Genomic DNA, 16569 nt, shown 5'->3' with positions numbered 1-16569 from the left:
AGACCAGGCCGGTCCAGTCATTGTGAGCCGGGCTGCACATCCTTGCCGCTGACATCGGTGTCAGCAATTGGCGTCGCCGGTCGACGACGAGCGAGGGAGTACGACGATGAGCCGTGCGCTTGGGTATCTCGCCCCGTCCGGTGTCGACGCCGCTGCCAGGATGCGGGAGCACGCCGCGCCCTGGCAGCGGCCTCCACACGACCGACGGACGCGTGCGGGTCGGTGACAGCTTCTACGCTCACAGCCTGGAGTTGGCCGGATGCGGTCGTTCGGGTGGTTTTCCCTTGGCGTGGACGGCGTCGGAAGCGGCGATGCCGGCGAGGACGATGACGGCGATGACTGCCACGGCCAGCGGCGGCAGAAGGATCATGAACGGCGAGGCGCCGGCAAGCGCCACAGCGCCGACGATCCGAGAGCGGGACACCCGGGCGAATACGGCATGTTCCACCAAGGCCCGCCCGATCAGGAAGAGCATCGGTCCGCCGAGGACGACGAGGATCCACGCCGCGTTGGTGTGCCCGAACGGATGTTCGATCACGATCTCGTATCCGACGGCAACAGCGACGATCCCGGCCACCATGAGTACGTGCGCGAGGAAAGCCTCCCGGATGAGGTGCGCGGGCTCAGCGGCGACTCTGATGGCTTCGGGCAACAGCTGGCCCGCCCTGAAGATGTAGACGCGAAACAGCAGCACAGTGGTGATGAATGCGACCGCGAAGGCCGCCGCGGCTCCGCCTTGGCGAAAAGATGTGTCGCTGTAGGCCGAGCCGGTCGTCAGAATCAGTTCACCCAGAGCGATGATGAAGAATTGTCGGTAGCGCTCAGACAGGTATTCGGCCAGGACGGGCCACTGCCGTTGGGTGGGGCGGGACCACGGCGCGGGATAGAACAGCAGCAGTGCCGTGCCGTCGATGGCGATCGCGAGCGTCCACAGCAGGGTGCGGGCCAGATCCGTCACGATCGCGCCGGCGATCCACGGCACTGCCGACAACGTGAACCAGAAGAACACCCCAGCCGCTCGGCGCTGCGCTTCGTGGCCGCGCAGCAGCGGCACGATGACCAGCCCACGAATGATGTGGACGGCCACGTACGCGCCAGCGAAGGCCAGACTCCTGTCCCCGAACGCATGCGGCACCGCGACTGCCATCACCAGCGCGCCGAGCATGGCCGTGTAGACCAGCACCTGAAGCTGCGGCCGCTGCGGATCATAGAGGTCGGTGACCCACGCGGTGACGAACCACAGCACGATGAAGGCCAGCAGCAACAGGAGCGTCTCGCCGACGTCGATGAGGACGACAGGCCGCTCGGTCAACTCCTCGACCAGCCGCTGTGAGACCCGGTTGAGGGCGAAAATGAAGACCAGGTCGAAGAAGAGTTCCAAAAGGCTCGGTCGCTGGGGTTGCCCGGGTTTTCGAAGCAGCGCTGCTGCCCTTGTCGACATGGGCCGCCCATTCCTGCCGGCTTCGCCTATCCGGGTATTGGTACCACGCCGGGCGGGTCGTCGAGTCGATACCGGAAGAATGCCGGTGGTAATCGGCGCGAACGGCGCACTACGAGCACGGGGTTGCATCTCCCTTCGTGGGGTACGCCCGTTGCGCCACGCGGGTGCCGTCGGATCAGCCGAGCGGGTCGGTGTGAGCCGCGTACACGCCGGGGGGCCGGAACCGGATGGATCAGCGAGACGCGGGCGGGCGCGCTGGGGCTGACGGCTTCGTGGAACTGCGGGTGCACGGGGTGTCCTCCACCGGCCCGGATGACCTCCTGGATCGACCGCACGTGCAGCAGGTGGCGGGTGACCACAGGGGCGGCTTCTACCGACCCCGGCCGGGAAACCACGAGGGCGGCACGGCGGACGGCGTGACGCTGGAGGCCTACCGCTGGAACAATCTGCCCGCCGGCAACGCGGTGCGAACGCTGTCGATGGTGATCCTGTTGCCCTTCATGCTGATCAACCTCGCCATCTGGATGCGTCCGGCCGGAGCCGGCTCCGACCCGGTGATCAAGGCCCTGTGCCGGTTGTTGGCGCTCAGCCTGACCGGGATGTACGTGCTGAGCATGGTGGGGATCGCGCTGGATGTGATTGCGTGGAAGTGCATGTCCTCACCGGAGTGCCTGGCGGGACGCAGTTGGCTCTCCTGGCTCGGGGGGCGTCCTGCCGGACTGCGTCTGGCGGTACTCGCGCTGGTGCCGGCTGCGGCCATCAGCCTGGTGTGGGGGCTCAGCGCTCGCCCGGCACTCCCGTCTCACGTCTTCCGCGCGGCCGACCAGCCTCTTGCGGCGAACCGGCTCACCGCCGTCGGCCGCTGGGACAATGAGCCGCTGGTCGGTCGTCTGCGCTCGATTCACGTCGCGGCGGCGTTTGCCACGCTGGACCTCAGCCTGCTCGGCGCCCGGGCCGCACAGGGTCTGTCGATCGGCACCGTCGCGCTGGCGGCAATTTCCGGGCTCTTGCTGATCATGTGTGCGGTTCTGCTCTGCACCCCACCCCTGACCACGCCCACGGAGGGGCGGCTCGACCGGTTGGTCAGCGTGCTGCGCACGATCGCCCTCGGTCTGACCGTGCTGGTCTGGATCCACGTCCTGAACAGTTCGGCCTCCTGGCCGGAGCGCAACGGGCTGCCCGGCTACAACCTGACCGTCGTCGGGCTGTTCGTCGCTCAGGCGGTGCTGCTGGCTGCCCTGGGGGTGGTGCTGTTCTGGCACCGGCGTCGAGAGCCGGATGTCGCGCCCGCGCTCGGGTTCGGCGCCCTCGCGACCTCCGTCGCCGCGATCAGTCTGGCGCTCACGTTCTCCGCTGAACTGGCCTATCGGGTGTCCGACGTCCTGAACAGGGGCGCGCCGACCGCCGAGGCGCTGATCACCAGCCCACCGCGCGCCTGCATCTGGGCGATCCTCGGCTTCTCGCTGGCGGTGCTGGTGACGCTGGCCGTCGCCGGCGTGGTGTCGGTGGCGTCACGACCGGGACGGATTCGGGCCGCGTCGGCGATCGTCGCTCGTGACTTCCCAGACGCGCCGACCGACGCGACGCTACGGCTGCGGCAGGTGCGCAGAGCCTTGGCCCGTGCCCGGTTCACCGAGCGGCTGGTGCCGCTCGCGGTGCTCTACGCCTGCCTTGCCGGAATCGGCTCGGCAGCGGTCGCGCTCGGCCTATTGCCGACGCCTCCCGGCGAACTGATCCAGCGCTACGTCGGGCTGCCGGTCAGCTTCGTCAACTTCAGCATCGGTGTCGGCAGCTATCTGATCGCCGCCCTCATCGTCGGCCTGATCGTCGGTGGAATCTTCGCCTACCGCACCCCCGGATTCCGCCGGTACGTCGGCGTGCTGTGGGACCTGGGCACCTTCTGGCCCAGAGCCGCACACCCGTTCGCGCCACCCTGCTACGCCGAGCGGGCCGTTCCCGAACTGACCTGCCGGATCACTCACCTCGTCGACTCCGGCAACGTGGTGGTGCTCACCGGACACAGCCACGGCTCCGTCCTGCTTGCCGCGACAGTGCTCCAACTGCCGCCACGGGTCACCGACCGGGTCGCGCTGCTGACCCACGGTTCGCCCCTTCGACGGTTGTACGCCCGGCTCTTTCCCGCGTACGTCAGCGACGAGGTGATTCACGAGATCGCCAACCGGGTGGACTGGCGGTGGGTGAATTTGTGGCGAGACACCGATCCCATTGGTGGCCGCGTCTTCCCGCCGCAACGGCCCGACGAGGCACCCGCCGCATCCGACCGGGAGGCGACGGTGGACCGACGACTTCGCGACCCGTCCGACGTCACAGCTCCGGCCGGCGACATCTTTCCGCCACCGATCAAAGGGCATCGGCCCTGCGAATCCGATGAGGCGTTCGATGAGGCGGTGCGTGATCTCGCCGACCACCTCCGCTGAGGTGCTGTTGCCGACTCGAGGCGCCCCCACGTGCGTCGTGCACTGCGCAGAAATTCGGCCACCAGTAGCGGACAGCCGACACCGCAGCACGAGGTAGCCGACTGTGACCATGAAATCACTACGCGCACACTCCTCTCCGACATGTTCCCGTCGACTGGAGGACAGATGCGTCTCCGATCATTCGTCACCGCAACACTGGCCGCCGTCCTGGCCGCCGGCGCACTCGCGCCGCCGACGCCGGCCGCGGCGGCCACCGCCGACCGCTGGGGCTTCGCGTACGTCAAGGACCCCACAGTGTCGGTCTGGACCGTGCTGGACACCAGCCGGCAGTGGGGTAGCTGGAAGACCGCGTTCCCCGCCGCCTGGGCCGACGGCATCAAGCTCGCACCCGGCCGGTTCCAGGTCCGCTTCCCGCAGATAGGTGCCGGCGCACGGGGTGTGCCGCACGTGACCCCGGTGAACCGGACCGGGCACTACTGCGAGGTGGTCCGTTGGTTCCAGTCCGGCGCCGACGAGGTCGTCGACGTGCAGTGCCACAAGCCGGGCGGCACGCGCGACGACACCCCGTTCACAGTGCTCTGGACAACCAGCTCGGGCGTGCTGCCGGCCGGCACCTCCCACGCGTACGTGCAGTGGAGCAGCGGCCTGGTGGCGCAGTCATACAACTCCACGGGTGCGGTGAACACGGTCGGGCCGCTGGGCGTCGGGCAGTACCTGGTGCGGCTGCCCGGGGTGGGACTGGCCGGAGTCCTCGCCGGCAACGTGCAGGTCACCGCCGTGCAGCCGAACGCCGGTCCGCGTCGCTGCAAGGTCTACACCTGGAGCGCGGTCGGCAGCGGCGTGCAGGTGTACGTCTCCTGCTACGACCAGGCCGGCGCGTTCGTCAACACCGACTTCGTCCTCTCGTACCACCGTCGGCGGCCCGTGATCGGCTCGCTCGGACCGCCGTCGCACTTCGGCTACCTGGGCACCGCCGTCGGCGGGCCGACCAATGACAACTCGGTGCTCGGTGTGGGTGCGAACACCGTGGCGCCGCTGGCACCCGCCGGCCGCTACCTGGCGACCTTCCCGCAGGTCGGCCTCAAGGAGACGCACGCCCAGGTGGTGGCGCAGGGCACTGGCAGCAACTATTGCCACCTCACCCAACCCTGGACGTACACCACCAACGCCGACGTTGACGTCATCTGCTTCGACAACACCGGCGCAGTCGCCCCACACCGCTTCCTGGCCACCTTCACCTCCCGACTCTGACGCCGCGCCGCGCCGGCGGTCTCCATCGCCGCCGGCCCGGTAAAGGTCCCTGACGTCATCGCAGGATCGGGGCGAGGCCATCGAGGAGGCGCTGGAGGCCGAACTCGAAGAGCGTGTCCAGGCTCCAGACCATGTCGTCGGCGGTGATGAAGCGGGCCATCAGCGGGAGCCGCCCGTCGGCCAGGACCGTGCCGATCCGCTCTCCGTGGGCCGCCATCCACTGGGTGTCGGTCAGGCCGCTGTCCTGCTCGGCCTGCGCCTCCTCGGCCAGGTTCACCGCCGTGCCGCGCACGTAGTTGGCCACCGTCACCGCCGCCGTGAACTGTGCGTTCAGGTCGAGCCCGCGCCCGTCCAGGGCCCGCATCGCCCACTCGGTGTGGGCCATGGCGTGCGGGGCTGGCAGTGGCCGGGTGAAGGAGAGTGCCTGGGCCAGCCAGGTGTGCCGACGGTACATCGCCCACTGCAGCTGGGCGACGGCCTCCAGGCAGACCCGCCAGCCGTCGCGGTCCGGAGTGAGGGCCGGAGGCGGGTTGTCGGCCATGACCTTGTCGATCATGAACAGCACCAGCTCTTCCCGGTCGGCCACGTACCGGTAGATCGCCATCGTCGGAATGCCGAGCTGGCCGGCGAGCCGGCGCATCGACAGACCGTGCAGCCCTTCGGCGGCGGCGATGGCAACGGCGGCGGCGACCACCTGCTCGCGGTCGGGGTCGGGTGCTCTACCCACGCCGGCCGCGGCGACCACTGTGCCGACGCCCCGCATGGGCTCAACGAGACCCCGTTCGCGCAGGGTTGCCAGGACCTTCGTCGCGGTCGCCATCGCGATCCCGTACTCGGCCGTGAGCTGCCGGGTCGACGGGACCCTCGCCCCGGGCGCGAGCTCGCCTGACGCGATCCGGTTCGCGAGATCGGCGGCGATCCGGCGGTACGGCGGTTCCTCCACAGCAGCCTCCCGTGCACTAGTGCAGTCACGGTACCCCGTAGACGAATATGGGGGACAGCCTCACTATTGTCGGGTGCTAGTGCACTCATACGCTGTACGACATGACTGATTTCGATCCTCTGAAGCCGCTTCGCGGGACCTACGGTGGCCCAGTGCTCGCCGACCAGCGCGGCGGCCACGCCGTGGATGGGGCCGCAGAAAACACTGACGGCGCCCGGATCAACGTTGTGGACGCGTTGCGCGGGATTGCGCTGCTGCTCATCCTGCTGGTCAACGTGTGGTACTTCAGCTCCGGATACGCGTTCCAACTGGTCAGCGACCCGACCTACGGCGCGCTCGACCGACTGGTCGCAGGTGCGGTTGAACTGCTGTTCGCGATGAAGGCCTACCTGCTGTTCTCCTTCCTGTTCGGCTACAGCTTCACCCTGCAACTCGACTCGGCGGCTCGGCGTGGGACCGCCTTCGGCCGAACGTTCCTGCGCCGGCTGTCCGGGTTGTTCGTGCTCGGGGCGCTACACGCGGTGCTGCTGTTCCACGGCGACATCCTCACCACGTACGCGTTGCTCGGTCTCGTGCTGCTCGCCGTTCGACGGATCGAGCCGCGCACCGCCCTGCGTACAGCGGCGATCATCGTGGGCGTTACCGCGTTCGTTGTCGGTCTGGCCGCGGTTCTCGGTGCCGCGGTGGTCCCGGACCAGGCCGCTGCCGTCACCGCCGGTGCGCACTCGACGGAGGCTCTACGCGGCGGGTTCGGTGATGTCGTCCTGGAGCACCTGCGCTCGTTGCCGGCGATGCTCGGCGCACTTGCCGTGCAAGGACCGTTGGCCTTCGCCGCGTTCCTCGTCGGTCTGGCCGCTGGCAAGCACCGGATGCTCGCCGCCGCGCACGCCCACGAGGACCTGCTGCGCCGATGCGAGCGGGTCGGCTATCCGGTCGGTCTGGCCGGCGCCGCCGTGTTCGCTATCGGCGGCGGTACGGCGAACATGACCGGACTGATGGTCAGCATCGTCACCGCTCCGTTCCTCGCGGCGGCCTACGCCGCGACTCTGCTGCGTCTGTTCACACGACGTCCGCGCGTCGCGGACGCGTTGGCGCCTGCGGGGCGCATGGCGCTGACGAACTACCTGGGCCAGTCGCTCATCTGCGTGCTCGTCTTCACCGGCGTCGGGCTGGGCCTGGCCGGCCACACCTCGCCGGCGCAGACGCTGCTCATCGCACTGACGATCTTTGTGGTCCAGGTGGCTGCCAGTTACTGGTGGATGCGGCGGTTCCGGTACGGCCCCCTCGAATGGGCGTTGCGCGCATGGACCCACGGCAGACGACCCGCCATGCGACGGTAGGCCCGACAGCGCACCACCAGCTTTGTGCAGCCGGACGGCGACCATCATCGACCGGCCGGCTGCGCGGCGGCGTCCAGGTGTGCGGCCGTCACGTCGGCTCTGCAGCCGGTCGACGTCGGACCACTCTGCCTTCCCGTGCGCGGGCCCAACTCGTGAAACGGTCAGCCTTGGCGCCACTTCTGGTTGGCGGTGCCGGCGCAGTCCCAGATGATCAGACGGGCGCCGTCGTTGCCGTTCCAACCGTCGATGTCGACGCACTTGTTGGCCTGCGGATTCACCAGGTCGCCGGCCGCCGACAGAACGAACTGCTGAGCACCGGTGCCGTTGCAGGACCAGAGCTGGACGACCGCCCCGTTGGCGGTGGACCCGCCGGAGACGTCCATGCACTTGTTGTTCTGGGTCCGCAGCGCCCCGCCACTGAACGTCCAGGCCTGGGCGGCAGTGCCATTGCACACCCAGGTCTGCAGCGGTACTCCTTCGGAGAAGTTGGACGACGGTACGTCTATGCACTTGTTGTTCCAGTTACTGATCAAGCGGGTGTTCCCGCCACCACCGGTGGTGATCAGGCTGAGTCCATAGGTGCTGAGGATCTCGTTGACCGGCTGGAACCACATCGTGGCACCGGAACTGCAGTTACCGGACCCGCCCGAGGTCACACCCTGCGCCTGGTTCCCCGAGATCCACGAACCGCCGGAGTCCCCGGGCTCGGCACAGGCGTTGCTGCGACTCAGGCCGGAGACGGCGCCCTGGGCATAGTTGATCGTCTCGTTGCGGCCCAGAATCGTGCCGCAGCGCCAGCCGGTCGTACGGCCGGACCGGCACACCGAGCTGCCGATCGCGGCGTCCTGCGAACCCGCCACTGTCACGTTGCCGCCGGAGTAGTTGTTGACCCACGGCTGAGGTGTCCAGGAACTGTTGGTACGGATCCACGAGTAGTCGTTGCCGGGGAAGGACGAGCCGGCGAAGCTGCCCTGTGCGACGTTGTTGTAGCCGAGGGTTGGGCTACCGACGCCGCCACAGTGTCCGGCGCTGACGAAGCCACCGACGACCGCGAAGCCGACCGAGCAGAGCGTGTTGCCGTTGATGACGTACTGGTCGCCACCGCGGACGTCGTACAGGGGCCGGGGGGCTTCGGGGGCCTCGACGACGGCGACGGCGTCGACGGCGACGTCGCTCGCCCGGGCGAACGCTCTGGCGGCCGGCTCGCCGCCGGGCTGCACCCGTACGACGACGCGGTTGGCCTGGACGTCGACGTACCAGCCGTGGACGCTCCTGCCGGCCTTGACGCCGTGCCGGTCGAGCGCCGCCAGCGTGGCGTTGAGCTGCTTCTCGCTGCGGGAGACGACGCTGACGTCCGCGCCCTGCGCGCGTACCACTGTGGTGGCGGAGGTGTCGGTGACCGCGACGGTCAGGCGATCGCCGCCCTCCGGGATCCAGGCCCCGGCGAACGACGAGCCGAGCCTCTCGCGCAGCCGCCGCTCGACAGCCGGCGCGACGGCCTCGACCCGTGCCCGCTTGACGATCTGGGCGTCGGTGAGGCGCAGATCCCGCCGCATGGCGGCGACCATCGCGGGATCCATGTCCAGGGTGGGCGAAGCGGTCGGCGCGTCAGGAGCCGGGCCCCCGTCGGCGAAGCCCACGGCCGGCGTGAGTCCGAGCGTGGCGAGCACCACGGCAGCGATGCCGAACATCCTCGGTAGACGGTTCATTGCGATCCTTCCAGCTCCCGGCCACGCGTCGACTGCGGATCGACGGTGGCGGAGGAGGCATCGGACAACGCAGAGAGCGCTCTCTCGCATGAAGAGTGTGACCGAGACATAAATCTGTGTCAATGCGGTGTTGATGTCGGCAACGTTCGGGGCGGGCGGTCCGGACCGCCCGCCCAGGCCACGAACCGGCAGACCGCTGTCGCTACCGGGGCGCGGCCAGGGGGTTGGGCCGTCGCGGTGTCGATATCGCGCTCGGCGTCCGCCGCGACGCGGCCGGTCCGAACAGCGCGGCTACCGCCGAGGGGGTCAGCCCTCGTCGTCCTTCTTCTTGTCGCGGTCCATGGCCAGGTCGAGCGCGAGGACGCTGCCGATGATGAGCAGCGGATCGACGCCGGCCGCGACCTGCACGGCGTAGGTGTCCCGGATCGTCAGCCACCGCTTGGAGACCGAGGCCACCTCGCTGCCGTCGCGTTCGATCACGTACTCGTGGTCGAGCAGGTCACCCTTCATCTCCAGGTCGCCGGGCCCCGGCACATCGATGGTGAACTTGTCGCGGAACGGCGTGAGCAGCTTCTTGCGGACCTCTGCGGCCTTCTCGCCGCCGATCCGGATCTCGTACGTGGGGCGCAGCGCCACCAGGTGCCGGTGCAGCGTGGCGACCTCCTGGCCGGAAGCGTCCTCGATGACGACCTTGTTGCGGACGCTGAGAACCATGCCGTCGACGTGGAAGACCTTGGTGCCGTGCTCGTCGAGCACGTCGAAGTCGTCGCCGATCGAGAAGAACCGCTCCTTGATGACAAACATGACTCGATTCTCCCCCACCGCACACCGAAGTGCCGGCCGAGCACGACCGGCATTTGCCGCAGCCCTCGTCAGCTGTCCAATGACGACCGAACGGCCCGGCGATCGTCGACCCTCCGCGGAGGGTTGATCGCCGGGCCGCCCCGGTGACGAGCCGCGCAGGGCGGCCCCGCCGGTCAGCCGGTCAGAGGCCGGCGGCGTGCGCGGCGGCGGTGCCGCCGACCACAGGTAGGACGATGTTGCTGCTCTTCAGCGCGACCTGGAGGTTCGCCGCGGTGGTGTCCGCCTGGCTGGAGTACTGCGGGTAGCTGGCCACGATGATCACGCCGATCCGGTGGCCGGGTTTGAAGACATAGTCCTCGGGCAGCAGCGGGAAGCTGAAGTTGTACGACTCCCCCTGCACCAGCGGCACGGCGACCCGGATCGACTGCCGGTTCTGGGCGTCCATGATGCCCTTGGTGACCAGCTCGTAGTCGGCCGTGGCCACCCGCTTCGTCGTCTGCTTGTAGCAGCCGTCGTCCGTCGGGCTGCTCTGGCCCCAGCAGTCCTCAGTGGTCAGGGTGATGATTCCCTCGCCGGAGGCCCGGTGCGCGACCCGCTCGTCGGTGCCGTAGTCGACCAGGATCGCCCCGAGGTTGGTGTCGGTCTGGTCGGCCGAGGCCCGCAGTTGCACAGTGGGTGTGCCGGAGATGTGCAGCGGCGCGGTGAGTGGCGCGGAGAGGAAGGCCAGCCGGTTGGGCTGCACCACGTCCGGGTTGAGGATCATGGTGTTCTGGCTCTGCGTGCGGCTGTCCTGGAACGCGCCGGTCGCCGGCTTCGCTGTGGGCACCAGCCCGAGACCGCCCGCGCCGGTAGTGCCGGGCTGGAGGAACACCTCCGTGTCGGCCTTCCCGGGGATCGGCCAGTCGGCGTGGGTCTCCCACACATCGGCGGAACGCTCCAGGTCCACCCGCGGCTCATCCATGATGCCGTTGGCGACGTTCTGCAGCCAGAAGTCGAACCACCGGTGCAGCGTCGACACCCACACCGCCCGGCGCGAGTCGAACGGGTCGACGTGGCCCTCCTGCGACAGCCACAGCTTGCGCGGCACGTTGTTCTCCGCCAGGGCGTACCAGAACTTGCTGAAGTGGTCCGGTCGGACGTTGTCGTCGTTGAGGCCGTGGTAGAGCAGCACGCTGGCGGTGACGTTGGGGACCTTCTTGACGTAGCTGCGCTCGTTCCAGAAGGCCGTGTAGTCGCCGTGCTCGTCGCCGTCGGCGGCGCCTATCGCGTCGCGCACCGGCTTGCAGTACTCCCGGCGCTCGGGGTTGGTGACCGTGTTGGCCAACGAGGACACGTAGCTGTTGCCACGGGTGATCACGCCATTGCTGCGCACGTAGTCGTAGTACTCGGTCGGTCCGCTGATGGGCACGACAGTGGTCAGGCCCTTCACGCCGGTCACCGCAGTGGCCATGGCCAGCGAACCGTCGTACGACTTGCCGATCATCCCCGTCTTGCCGTTGTGCCAGTCCGCCTTGACGACCTCGCCAGCGGCGTTGCGGGCGGTGGCCCGGCCGTTGAGCCAGTTGATGGCCTGCTTGGCGCTCAGATTGTCCTGGTTGGCGTTGGTGGTCGGGCAGCCGGTGGAGTTGTTGGTGCCGACCATGTCCAGCAGGATGACCGCGTAGCCGCGCGGCACGAAGTAGTTGTCGTAGAACAGCGGCCACTTGTCGAGCAGCCCGTCGCCGTCGAGGTCCGCCTTGCATTCGGACTCGTTGCCTCGGCAGACCGTCGAGTAGTAGGGGCTGGCGTCCATCACCACGGGGGCCTTGAGGCCCTGCGCGGTGGCCGCCGGCCGCATCAGGTCGATCGCGATGATGTCGCGCAGACCGTCGTTGTCGCTGTCGAAGGTGGAGTCGATGAACAGGCGTTCCCGGATGGCGTCGGCATAGCCGAACACCGGCTGGGTTACGCCGTCCTGGACGACGATCGACGGCGGGCTGTCCGCTGCCAGCGCCTGCGGCGCCGCGCCGAGGGCGGCGAGCACAGTCGCGGACAGTACGGCCACGCCTGTGCGCCAGCGCGTTCCCACTGTTGGCATGCAATCTCCTTGATGTGTCCGAGGCTGCGTACGCTACGAGCCGGTGGCCTGTGCCACCACCTGCACGTGTAGGAACTTCACCGGGTGTGGTTCGACGGGGCCGCACCGAGGGCCTGGGCGACGGGGACTACGGCTGGTCCGCCAGCACCAGTTCCCGCAGCCGCCGGTCGAGTGTCGGGGCGTCCAGCCCACCCGGCCAGCCGCGGAGCAGGGCGCCACCCTTGGCCACCAGCACGACGGCCGGCGGCTCCCGCACCGCGTACGACCGCCAGATCGTCTGCTGGTCGTCCAGGACGACCGGGTACTCCACCCGGTGAGCGCGGAGGTAGTCCTGGACCTCGTCGGCCTGGTCCGCGCCGGCCACGCCGACGAAGACCACCCGGTCCCGATAGCTGCGGGCCAGCTCGCTGAGGGCGGCCTGGCTGCTGGCGCAGGTGGTGCACCAGGAGCTGAAGAAGGTGAGCACGACGGGACGCTGCGCCCACAGCTCGGCGGCGGCGAACGGTGTGCCGTCGGTCAACGTGCCGGTGAACGCCGGGGCTGCCGGGGCGGTGCCAGGTGCCGGGCGCAACGCAAGGTCGGCGGGGACCGGCCCGGGCAGCGCCGCCGCCCCTCCGGCAGGTGCCGGCGCGGGCGCGGGCTCGGGCGTGCTGCATCCGCCCAGCAGCGCCGCCGCCAGCAACAGCGGCAGGAGTGCCCGCCTCATGACGGGACCACCGCCACCAGCGCCGGGCCCTCGCTGCTGTCCGGCGTCAGGTCGAGCGCCGGGCGGCCGTCCACCTCCAGCCGATAGGAGGTCCGCTGCGGCACGCGCACTCCGACGGCGAACTCGCAGTAGGTGGGCAGACGTTCGACCCCCAGATCCTCGGCGAAGGCGGCCACCGCGGTCCCCGCCGGCAGCTGCCCGCTGGCCAGCGCCGTCCCGTCCGGGTCGAGCACGCGGAACGGCGCCCGGTTGTGGAAGTGCTGGTACGGACCGGTGCCGGCGCAGTCCACGCCCGCGGCCCGGATGTTGATGTCACGAACCAGGACCCGGACGGTCGTCGGGGAGATCGTCTCCTGGGCGGTGCCGACGGCGCCGCAACCGGTCGCGCCGGCCAGCAGCAGGGGAAGCAGAGCCATGATCCTTCGCCGCACGTCATCCTCCTTCCGCCCGCCTGCCGGGTCCGCGACGGTTACCGCCGCGGACCCGGCAGGAACGGGGTCAACCTCGGACGCTGGTCAGGACTTCTCGACCCGGCACTGCTTGGTCACCGTCTTCGTCGGATCGCTCTCCGAGGTCGCGGTGAGCTTCACGAAACCGGTGTCCGCGGCGGCGGCGGTGGCACCCACCGACACCTTGACAGTGGTGGCCTTGCCGAACTGCGCGGTGGCGATCTGGTTGGGCAGCCAGGTCCGCCAGCCCTTGCCGGCCACCTCCGCCGACAGGCGGTAGACGTCCGACTTCAGGTACGCGCTGACGTTCTCCGGGTGCTGCTGCCCGCCGGCCGAGTACGAACCGGTGTTGGTCAGCTCGAACGAGCAGGTCACCCCGCGGTTGGTCGGCTTGCCGCCGCCGCTCACCTCGCCCTTGCCCAGCAACACGCCGTGACTGCTCGGCCCGCCGGTGCCGTCGAGCGAACGCACCGCCACGGTGTAGGAGAGCGAGCCGGCCGAGTCCCGCTTGAGGTCGATGATGTAGAAGTGCAGCCGGTTGGCCTCGTCGACGTACTCGTACTGGCTGCCGGTGTCCGCTCCGGCGTGGAACAGCGCGTCGGAGAGCTGCCGGTAGTCACCCATGGTGATCTTCTGCGGGGTGCCGTCGGGCCGGTAGAAGTCGATCATGTCGATGTCCTGCGGGTTGGCGTCCACCACCCACTGGAACGGCGCGCTGTCCGCGTTCTTCGTCTTGCTGAGCAGCACGCCGCTGTCCGGGGTGAAGGAGTCCGCGCCCATCCGGTCGACGACCTCGACTGTGTAGTTGTTGAAGTTGCCGCCGTCGCACAACGGGTCGGTGGTGACACCACACGTCGGCGACAGGTCCTTGTTCAGCGCGATGTTCACGCCGCTCAGGCCCTTCTGGCCGGCGTCGACCGCCCGGGCCGTGACCTGCGCGACCACCAGGCCCGATGAGGCCAGCGCCTCCCGCGACAGCCGCAGCACGTGCTCCTCACCGAGCAGGCCGATCTTGAGCTTGTCCCGCACCGTGTGCAGCGAGCCCATTGAGCCGCCGTTGGTCGGCGGGATCTGCCAGCGGGTGTGCGGACCACCCGGGCCGTTGAACGACCCGCGCGACATCATGCTCCAGATCCCGGTGTACGCCCTGCGCAGCGGCTCGCCGTACGGGTTGTTGTAGTTGTCGCCGATGCCCAGCAGATGGGTCAACTCGTGGGCGTAGACGCCCATCCCGGAGCTCTCCCCCTGCGTCGAGGAACCGCCGCCGGCGTTCGGCCACAGTGTCGCCGCCGCCTTCCACGAGGTCCAGTCCACGTAGCGGGTCTTCGCCCAGTTCGGCAGGTTGGGGTCCGGCGGGCCCCAGGCGTCCGGCACGTCCTCCTTGTTCTGGAAGATCATCTGCCCGAACTCCTGCCAGGTCGACGACTCGTCCTGGCCGGCGCTGAGGATGAACACCAGCTCGTACTGGTTGGCGACCTCCTCGCCGACGGCCGCCCGCCAGGCGCCCAGGCCGTCGGTGCGGATGTTCTTGCTACACACGTCCCCGCTCGGGCAGGCGCCCGGGTTGAACCCGTTGTCCAGCCCGTACTGGTAGGACTTGGACGGCATCTGGTACGGCCCGAACCCGGTGAGGTCGACGCCGTAGCGGCCGTTGGAGTCCTGCATCCAGTACTCGTGCAGGGTGTGGCCCTTGTTGAGGGTGTTCGGGGTGTTCAGGAAGTCCTGGTAGAACTTCGGCACGTCCGTCCGGGGAATGTTTGTCGCGACCGACTGGGGGTTGCCGAAGACCGTCGAGCGGGCCCGCTGGGAAACCGCGAACGTCTCGTCAGGATAGTCGAGCGCCACCAGGGCAATCTTGAAGTTGCGGACCGAGCCGGACACGCTCGGGTCGGCCCAGTTCTTGCCGGGCACGGCCTTGTAGTCGTTCCAGGTCATCGTGTCCGGGTTCTGCCAGGCCTGCGGATCGAGGACCTGGAACGGCGCGGTGCCGCCGGCCGGGTTGGCCGGGGCCGCGGCGGCCTGCGCCGCCCCGGTCGCCACGAGCGTGGTCGCCACGGCTGCGGCCAGCACGGCCCGCCTCAGCCGTGATCGGTGGGGGGTAGCACGGTGCACGGAACCACCTCTCGTCGGAGGAACGCGGCGCTGGCGTCCCGGTGGGGGTGTCGCGGAACACCTGTCAGCAGGCCGCGCAGCGAATCTAGGAGTACGGGCCGGTACCGGTCACTGTGCAGATGTCGGCAGGTGGGCCGACGACTTCCGACACCTGAATGACCGGCGCCCGTCGGCGGATCAGCCAGGGCCGGCCCCGGAAGCCGGATCGGCAGTTGCCGCGAGGGCCCGCAGCACGTCGCGGCGCACCAGGTCGGCGGCAGCCCCGGGCAGGGGCCCGCGTGGTGGGCGGCACCGCCCTCCGAACCGTCCGGCGCACTCCATGGCGAGCTTGACGGCCTGCACGGCTTCCGGGCGGGAGGCCCAGCCGAGGATCGGGTGCAGCTCGGCGTAGAGCGGCAGCGCCCGGCCCAGGTCGCGGGCGACGCACAGCTCGTACAGGCGCACCGCCTGGTGGGGCAACGCGTTGGGCAGTGTGGCGACCCATCCGGTGGCGCCGCACAGCACCAGTTCGAGCACCACGTCGTCGGCGCCGACCAGCACGTCGATGTGCGGGCAGAGGTCCCGCAGGCGATGCAACCTGCGTACGTCGGCGGTGACCTCCTTGACCGCGACGATCCCGTCGATCTCGGCGACGGTCGCCAGCAGGTCCGGCGTGAGGTCCAACCGGGTTTCGTACGGGTCGTTGTGGGCGACCACCGGCAGGCCAACCGCCGCCACCTCCCGGTAGTGGGCGACGACGTCGGCGGCGCGGGCGGCGGGCCCGTCGGGTGGCAGTGCGAGCACGCCGTGGGCGCCGGCCTCGGCGGCCTGCTCCGCCCAACGGCGGGCCTGCCTGCTGCCGTAACCACCGACGCCCGGCACCACAGCGCAGCCGGACGGCGCAGCCTGCACCGTCGCCCTCACCACGGCGGCCCGCTCGTCGTCGGAGAGAGCCCGGCACTCCCCCATCGAGACGCACGGCGTGACCCCGTCGCACCCCTCGGCGGCGAGCCAACGGACGTGTTCCTGGAGCTTGTCGAAGTCGACCGACAGGTCGGCGCGAAACGGCGTGGTGACGGCGACCAGCACGCCCCGCCAGGGCCTACCAGCTCCCACTCGGCAATCCCCCGCCCGTCATCCCACCCGCACCGTGCGCGGCGGCGCTGGTGCGGTCCGTACCGGAACCCTAGGAACGTCCGTCGCCCCCGGTCTTCGGACAGATGCCGGAACCGTCGCGAGGCCGCCCGTCCTTTTGTCGTGACTTCGACAGTGGACCTTGCGCGATGACCCACCCGCACCGGAGGGTAAGGACTGGCGGTC

At 69.4% G+C, this 16569-nt stretch carries 12 protein-coding genes; 3 read left to right on the top strand and 9 right to left on the bottom strand.

Features of this window, described 5'->3' with window-relative positions; genetic code table 11:
- Nucleotides 1-238: 238 nt before the first annotated feature.
- A complete protein-coding gene (locus tag ACLJOK_RS05575) occupies nucleotides 239-1381 on the bottom strand; it encodes a low temperature requirement protein A (RefSeq protein ID WP_410816561.1) in 1143 nt (380 codons plus the stop codon).
- A gap of 287 nt (nucleotides 1382-1668) precedes the next feature.
- Here ACLJOK_RS05575 and ACLJOK_RS05570 point away from each other — a divergent pair, with 287 nt between their 5' ends.
- A complete protein-coding gene (locus ACLJOK_RS05570) occupies nucleotides 1669-3879 on the top strand; it encodes a hypothetical protein (protein ID WP_410816559.1) in 2211 nt (736 codons plus the stop codon).
- 165 nt (nucleotides 3880-4044) lie between these two features.
- The gene (locus tag ACLJOK_RS05565) at nucleotides 4045-5130 is read left to right on the top strand and encodes a hypothetical protein (protein WP_410816558.1); all 1086 of its coding nucleotides are present in this window, start codon (nucleotides 4045-4047) and stop codon (nucleotides 5128-5130) included.
- 55 nt (nucleotides 5131-5185) lie between these two features.
- Here the strand turns inward: ACLJOK_RS05565 and ACLJOK_RS05560 are convergent, their stop codons facing one another.
- Nucleotides 5186-6073, bottom strand: coding sequence for a TetR/AcrR family transcriptional regulator C-terminal domain-containing protein (locus tag ACLJOK_RS05560; protein ID WP_410816557.1), 888 nt, complete (start codon nucleotides 6071-6073; stop codon nucleotides 5186-5188).
- Between the two features lie 101 nt (nucleotides 6074-6174).
- Between ACLJOK_RS05560 and ACLJOK_RS05555 the strand changes: the two genes are divergently transcribed.
- A complete protein-coding gene (locus ACLJOK_RS05555) occupies nucleotides 6175-7413 on the top strand; it encodes a DUF418 domain-containing protein (protein ID WP_410816556.1) in 1239 nt (412 codons plus the stop codon).
- Nucleotides 7414-7574: 161 nt separating this feature from the next.
- On the opposite strand, the gene ACLJOK_RS05550 is transcribed toward ACLJOK_RS05555, so the two are convergent.
- The 7 genes from ACLJOK_RS05550 to ACLJOK_RS05520 all read right to left on the bottom strand — a co-directional run bounded on the left by ACLJOK_RS05550 (nucleotide 7575) and on the right by ACLJOK_RS05520 (nucleotide 16365).
- Nucleotides 7575-9122 carry a ricin-type beta-trefoil lectin domain protein gene (locus ACLJOK_RS05550; RefSeq protein WP_410816555.1) on the bottom strand — a complete coding sequence of 516 codons (1548 nt, stop codon included), beginning with the start codon at nucleotides 9120-9122 and terminating at the stop codon, nucleotides 7575-7577.
- Nucleotides 9123-9428: 306 nt separating this feature from the next.
- The gene (locus tag ACLJOK_RS05545) at nucleotides 9429-9944 is read right to left on the bottom strand and encodes an LURP-one-related/scramblase family protein (RefSeq protein WP_410816554.1); all 516 of its coding nucleotides are present in this window, start codon (nucleotides 9942-9944) and stop codon (nucleotides 9429-9431) included.
- 163 nt (nucleotides 9945-10107) lie between these two features.
- Nucleotides 10108-12003 (bottom strand): CocE/NonD family hydrolase, encoded by a 1896-nt coding sequence (locus tag ACLJOK_RS05540; RefSeq protein WP_410816553.1) that lies wholly within the window; start codon nucleotides 12001-12003, stop codon nucleotides 10108-10110.
- A 127-nt stretch (nucleotides 12004-12130) separates the two neighbouring features.
- Nucleotides 12131-12709 (bottom strand): TlpA family protein disulfide reductase, encoded by a 579-nt coding sequence (locus ACLJOK_RS05535; protein WP_410816551.1) that lies wholly within the window; start codon nucleotides 12707-12709, stop codon nucleotides 12131-12133.
- Entirely contained in the window at nucleotides 12706-13140 is a 435-nt protein-coding gene (locus ACLJOK_RS05530) for a hypothetical protein (protein WP_410816549.1), read from the bottom strand. Before ACLJOK_RS05530 ends, ACLJOK_RS05535 begins: the two co-directional genes overlap by 4 nt.
- A gap of 84 nt (nucleotides 13141-13224) precedes the next feature.
- Nucleotides 13225-15228, bottom strand: coding sequence for a M6 family metalloprotease domain-containing protein (locus ACLJOK_RS05525; protein ID WP_410816547.1), 2004 nt, complete (start codon nucleotides 15226-15228; stop codon nucleotides 13225-13227).
- Between the two features lie 219 nt (nucleotides 15229-15447).
- Nucleotides 15448-16365, bottom strand: coding sequence for a dihydrodipicolinate synthase family protein (locus tag ACLJOK_RS05520; protein WP_410816546.1), 918 nt, complete (start codon nucleotides 16363-16365; stop codon nucleotides 15448-15450).
- Nucleotides 16366-16569: the final 204 nt, after the last annotated feature.

Source organism: Micromonospora sp. 050-3 (genome assembly GCF_046549335.1).
GTDB lineage: Bacteria > Actinomycetota > Actinomycetes > Mycobacteriales > Micromonosporaceae > Micromonospora > Micromonospora trifolii.
Note: the sequence above shows the minus strand (reverse complement) of the source record. Positions and strands in the feature narration are given on the sequence as shown.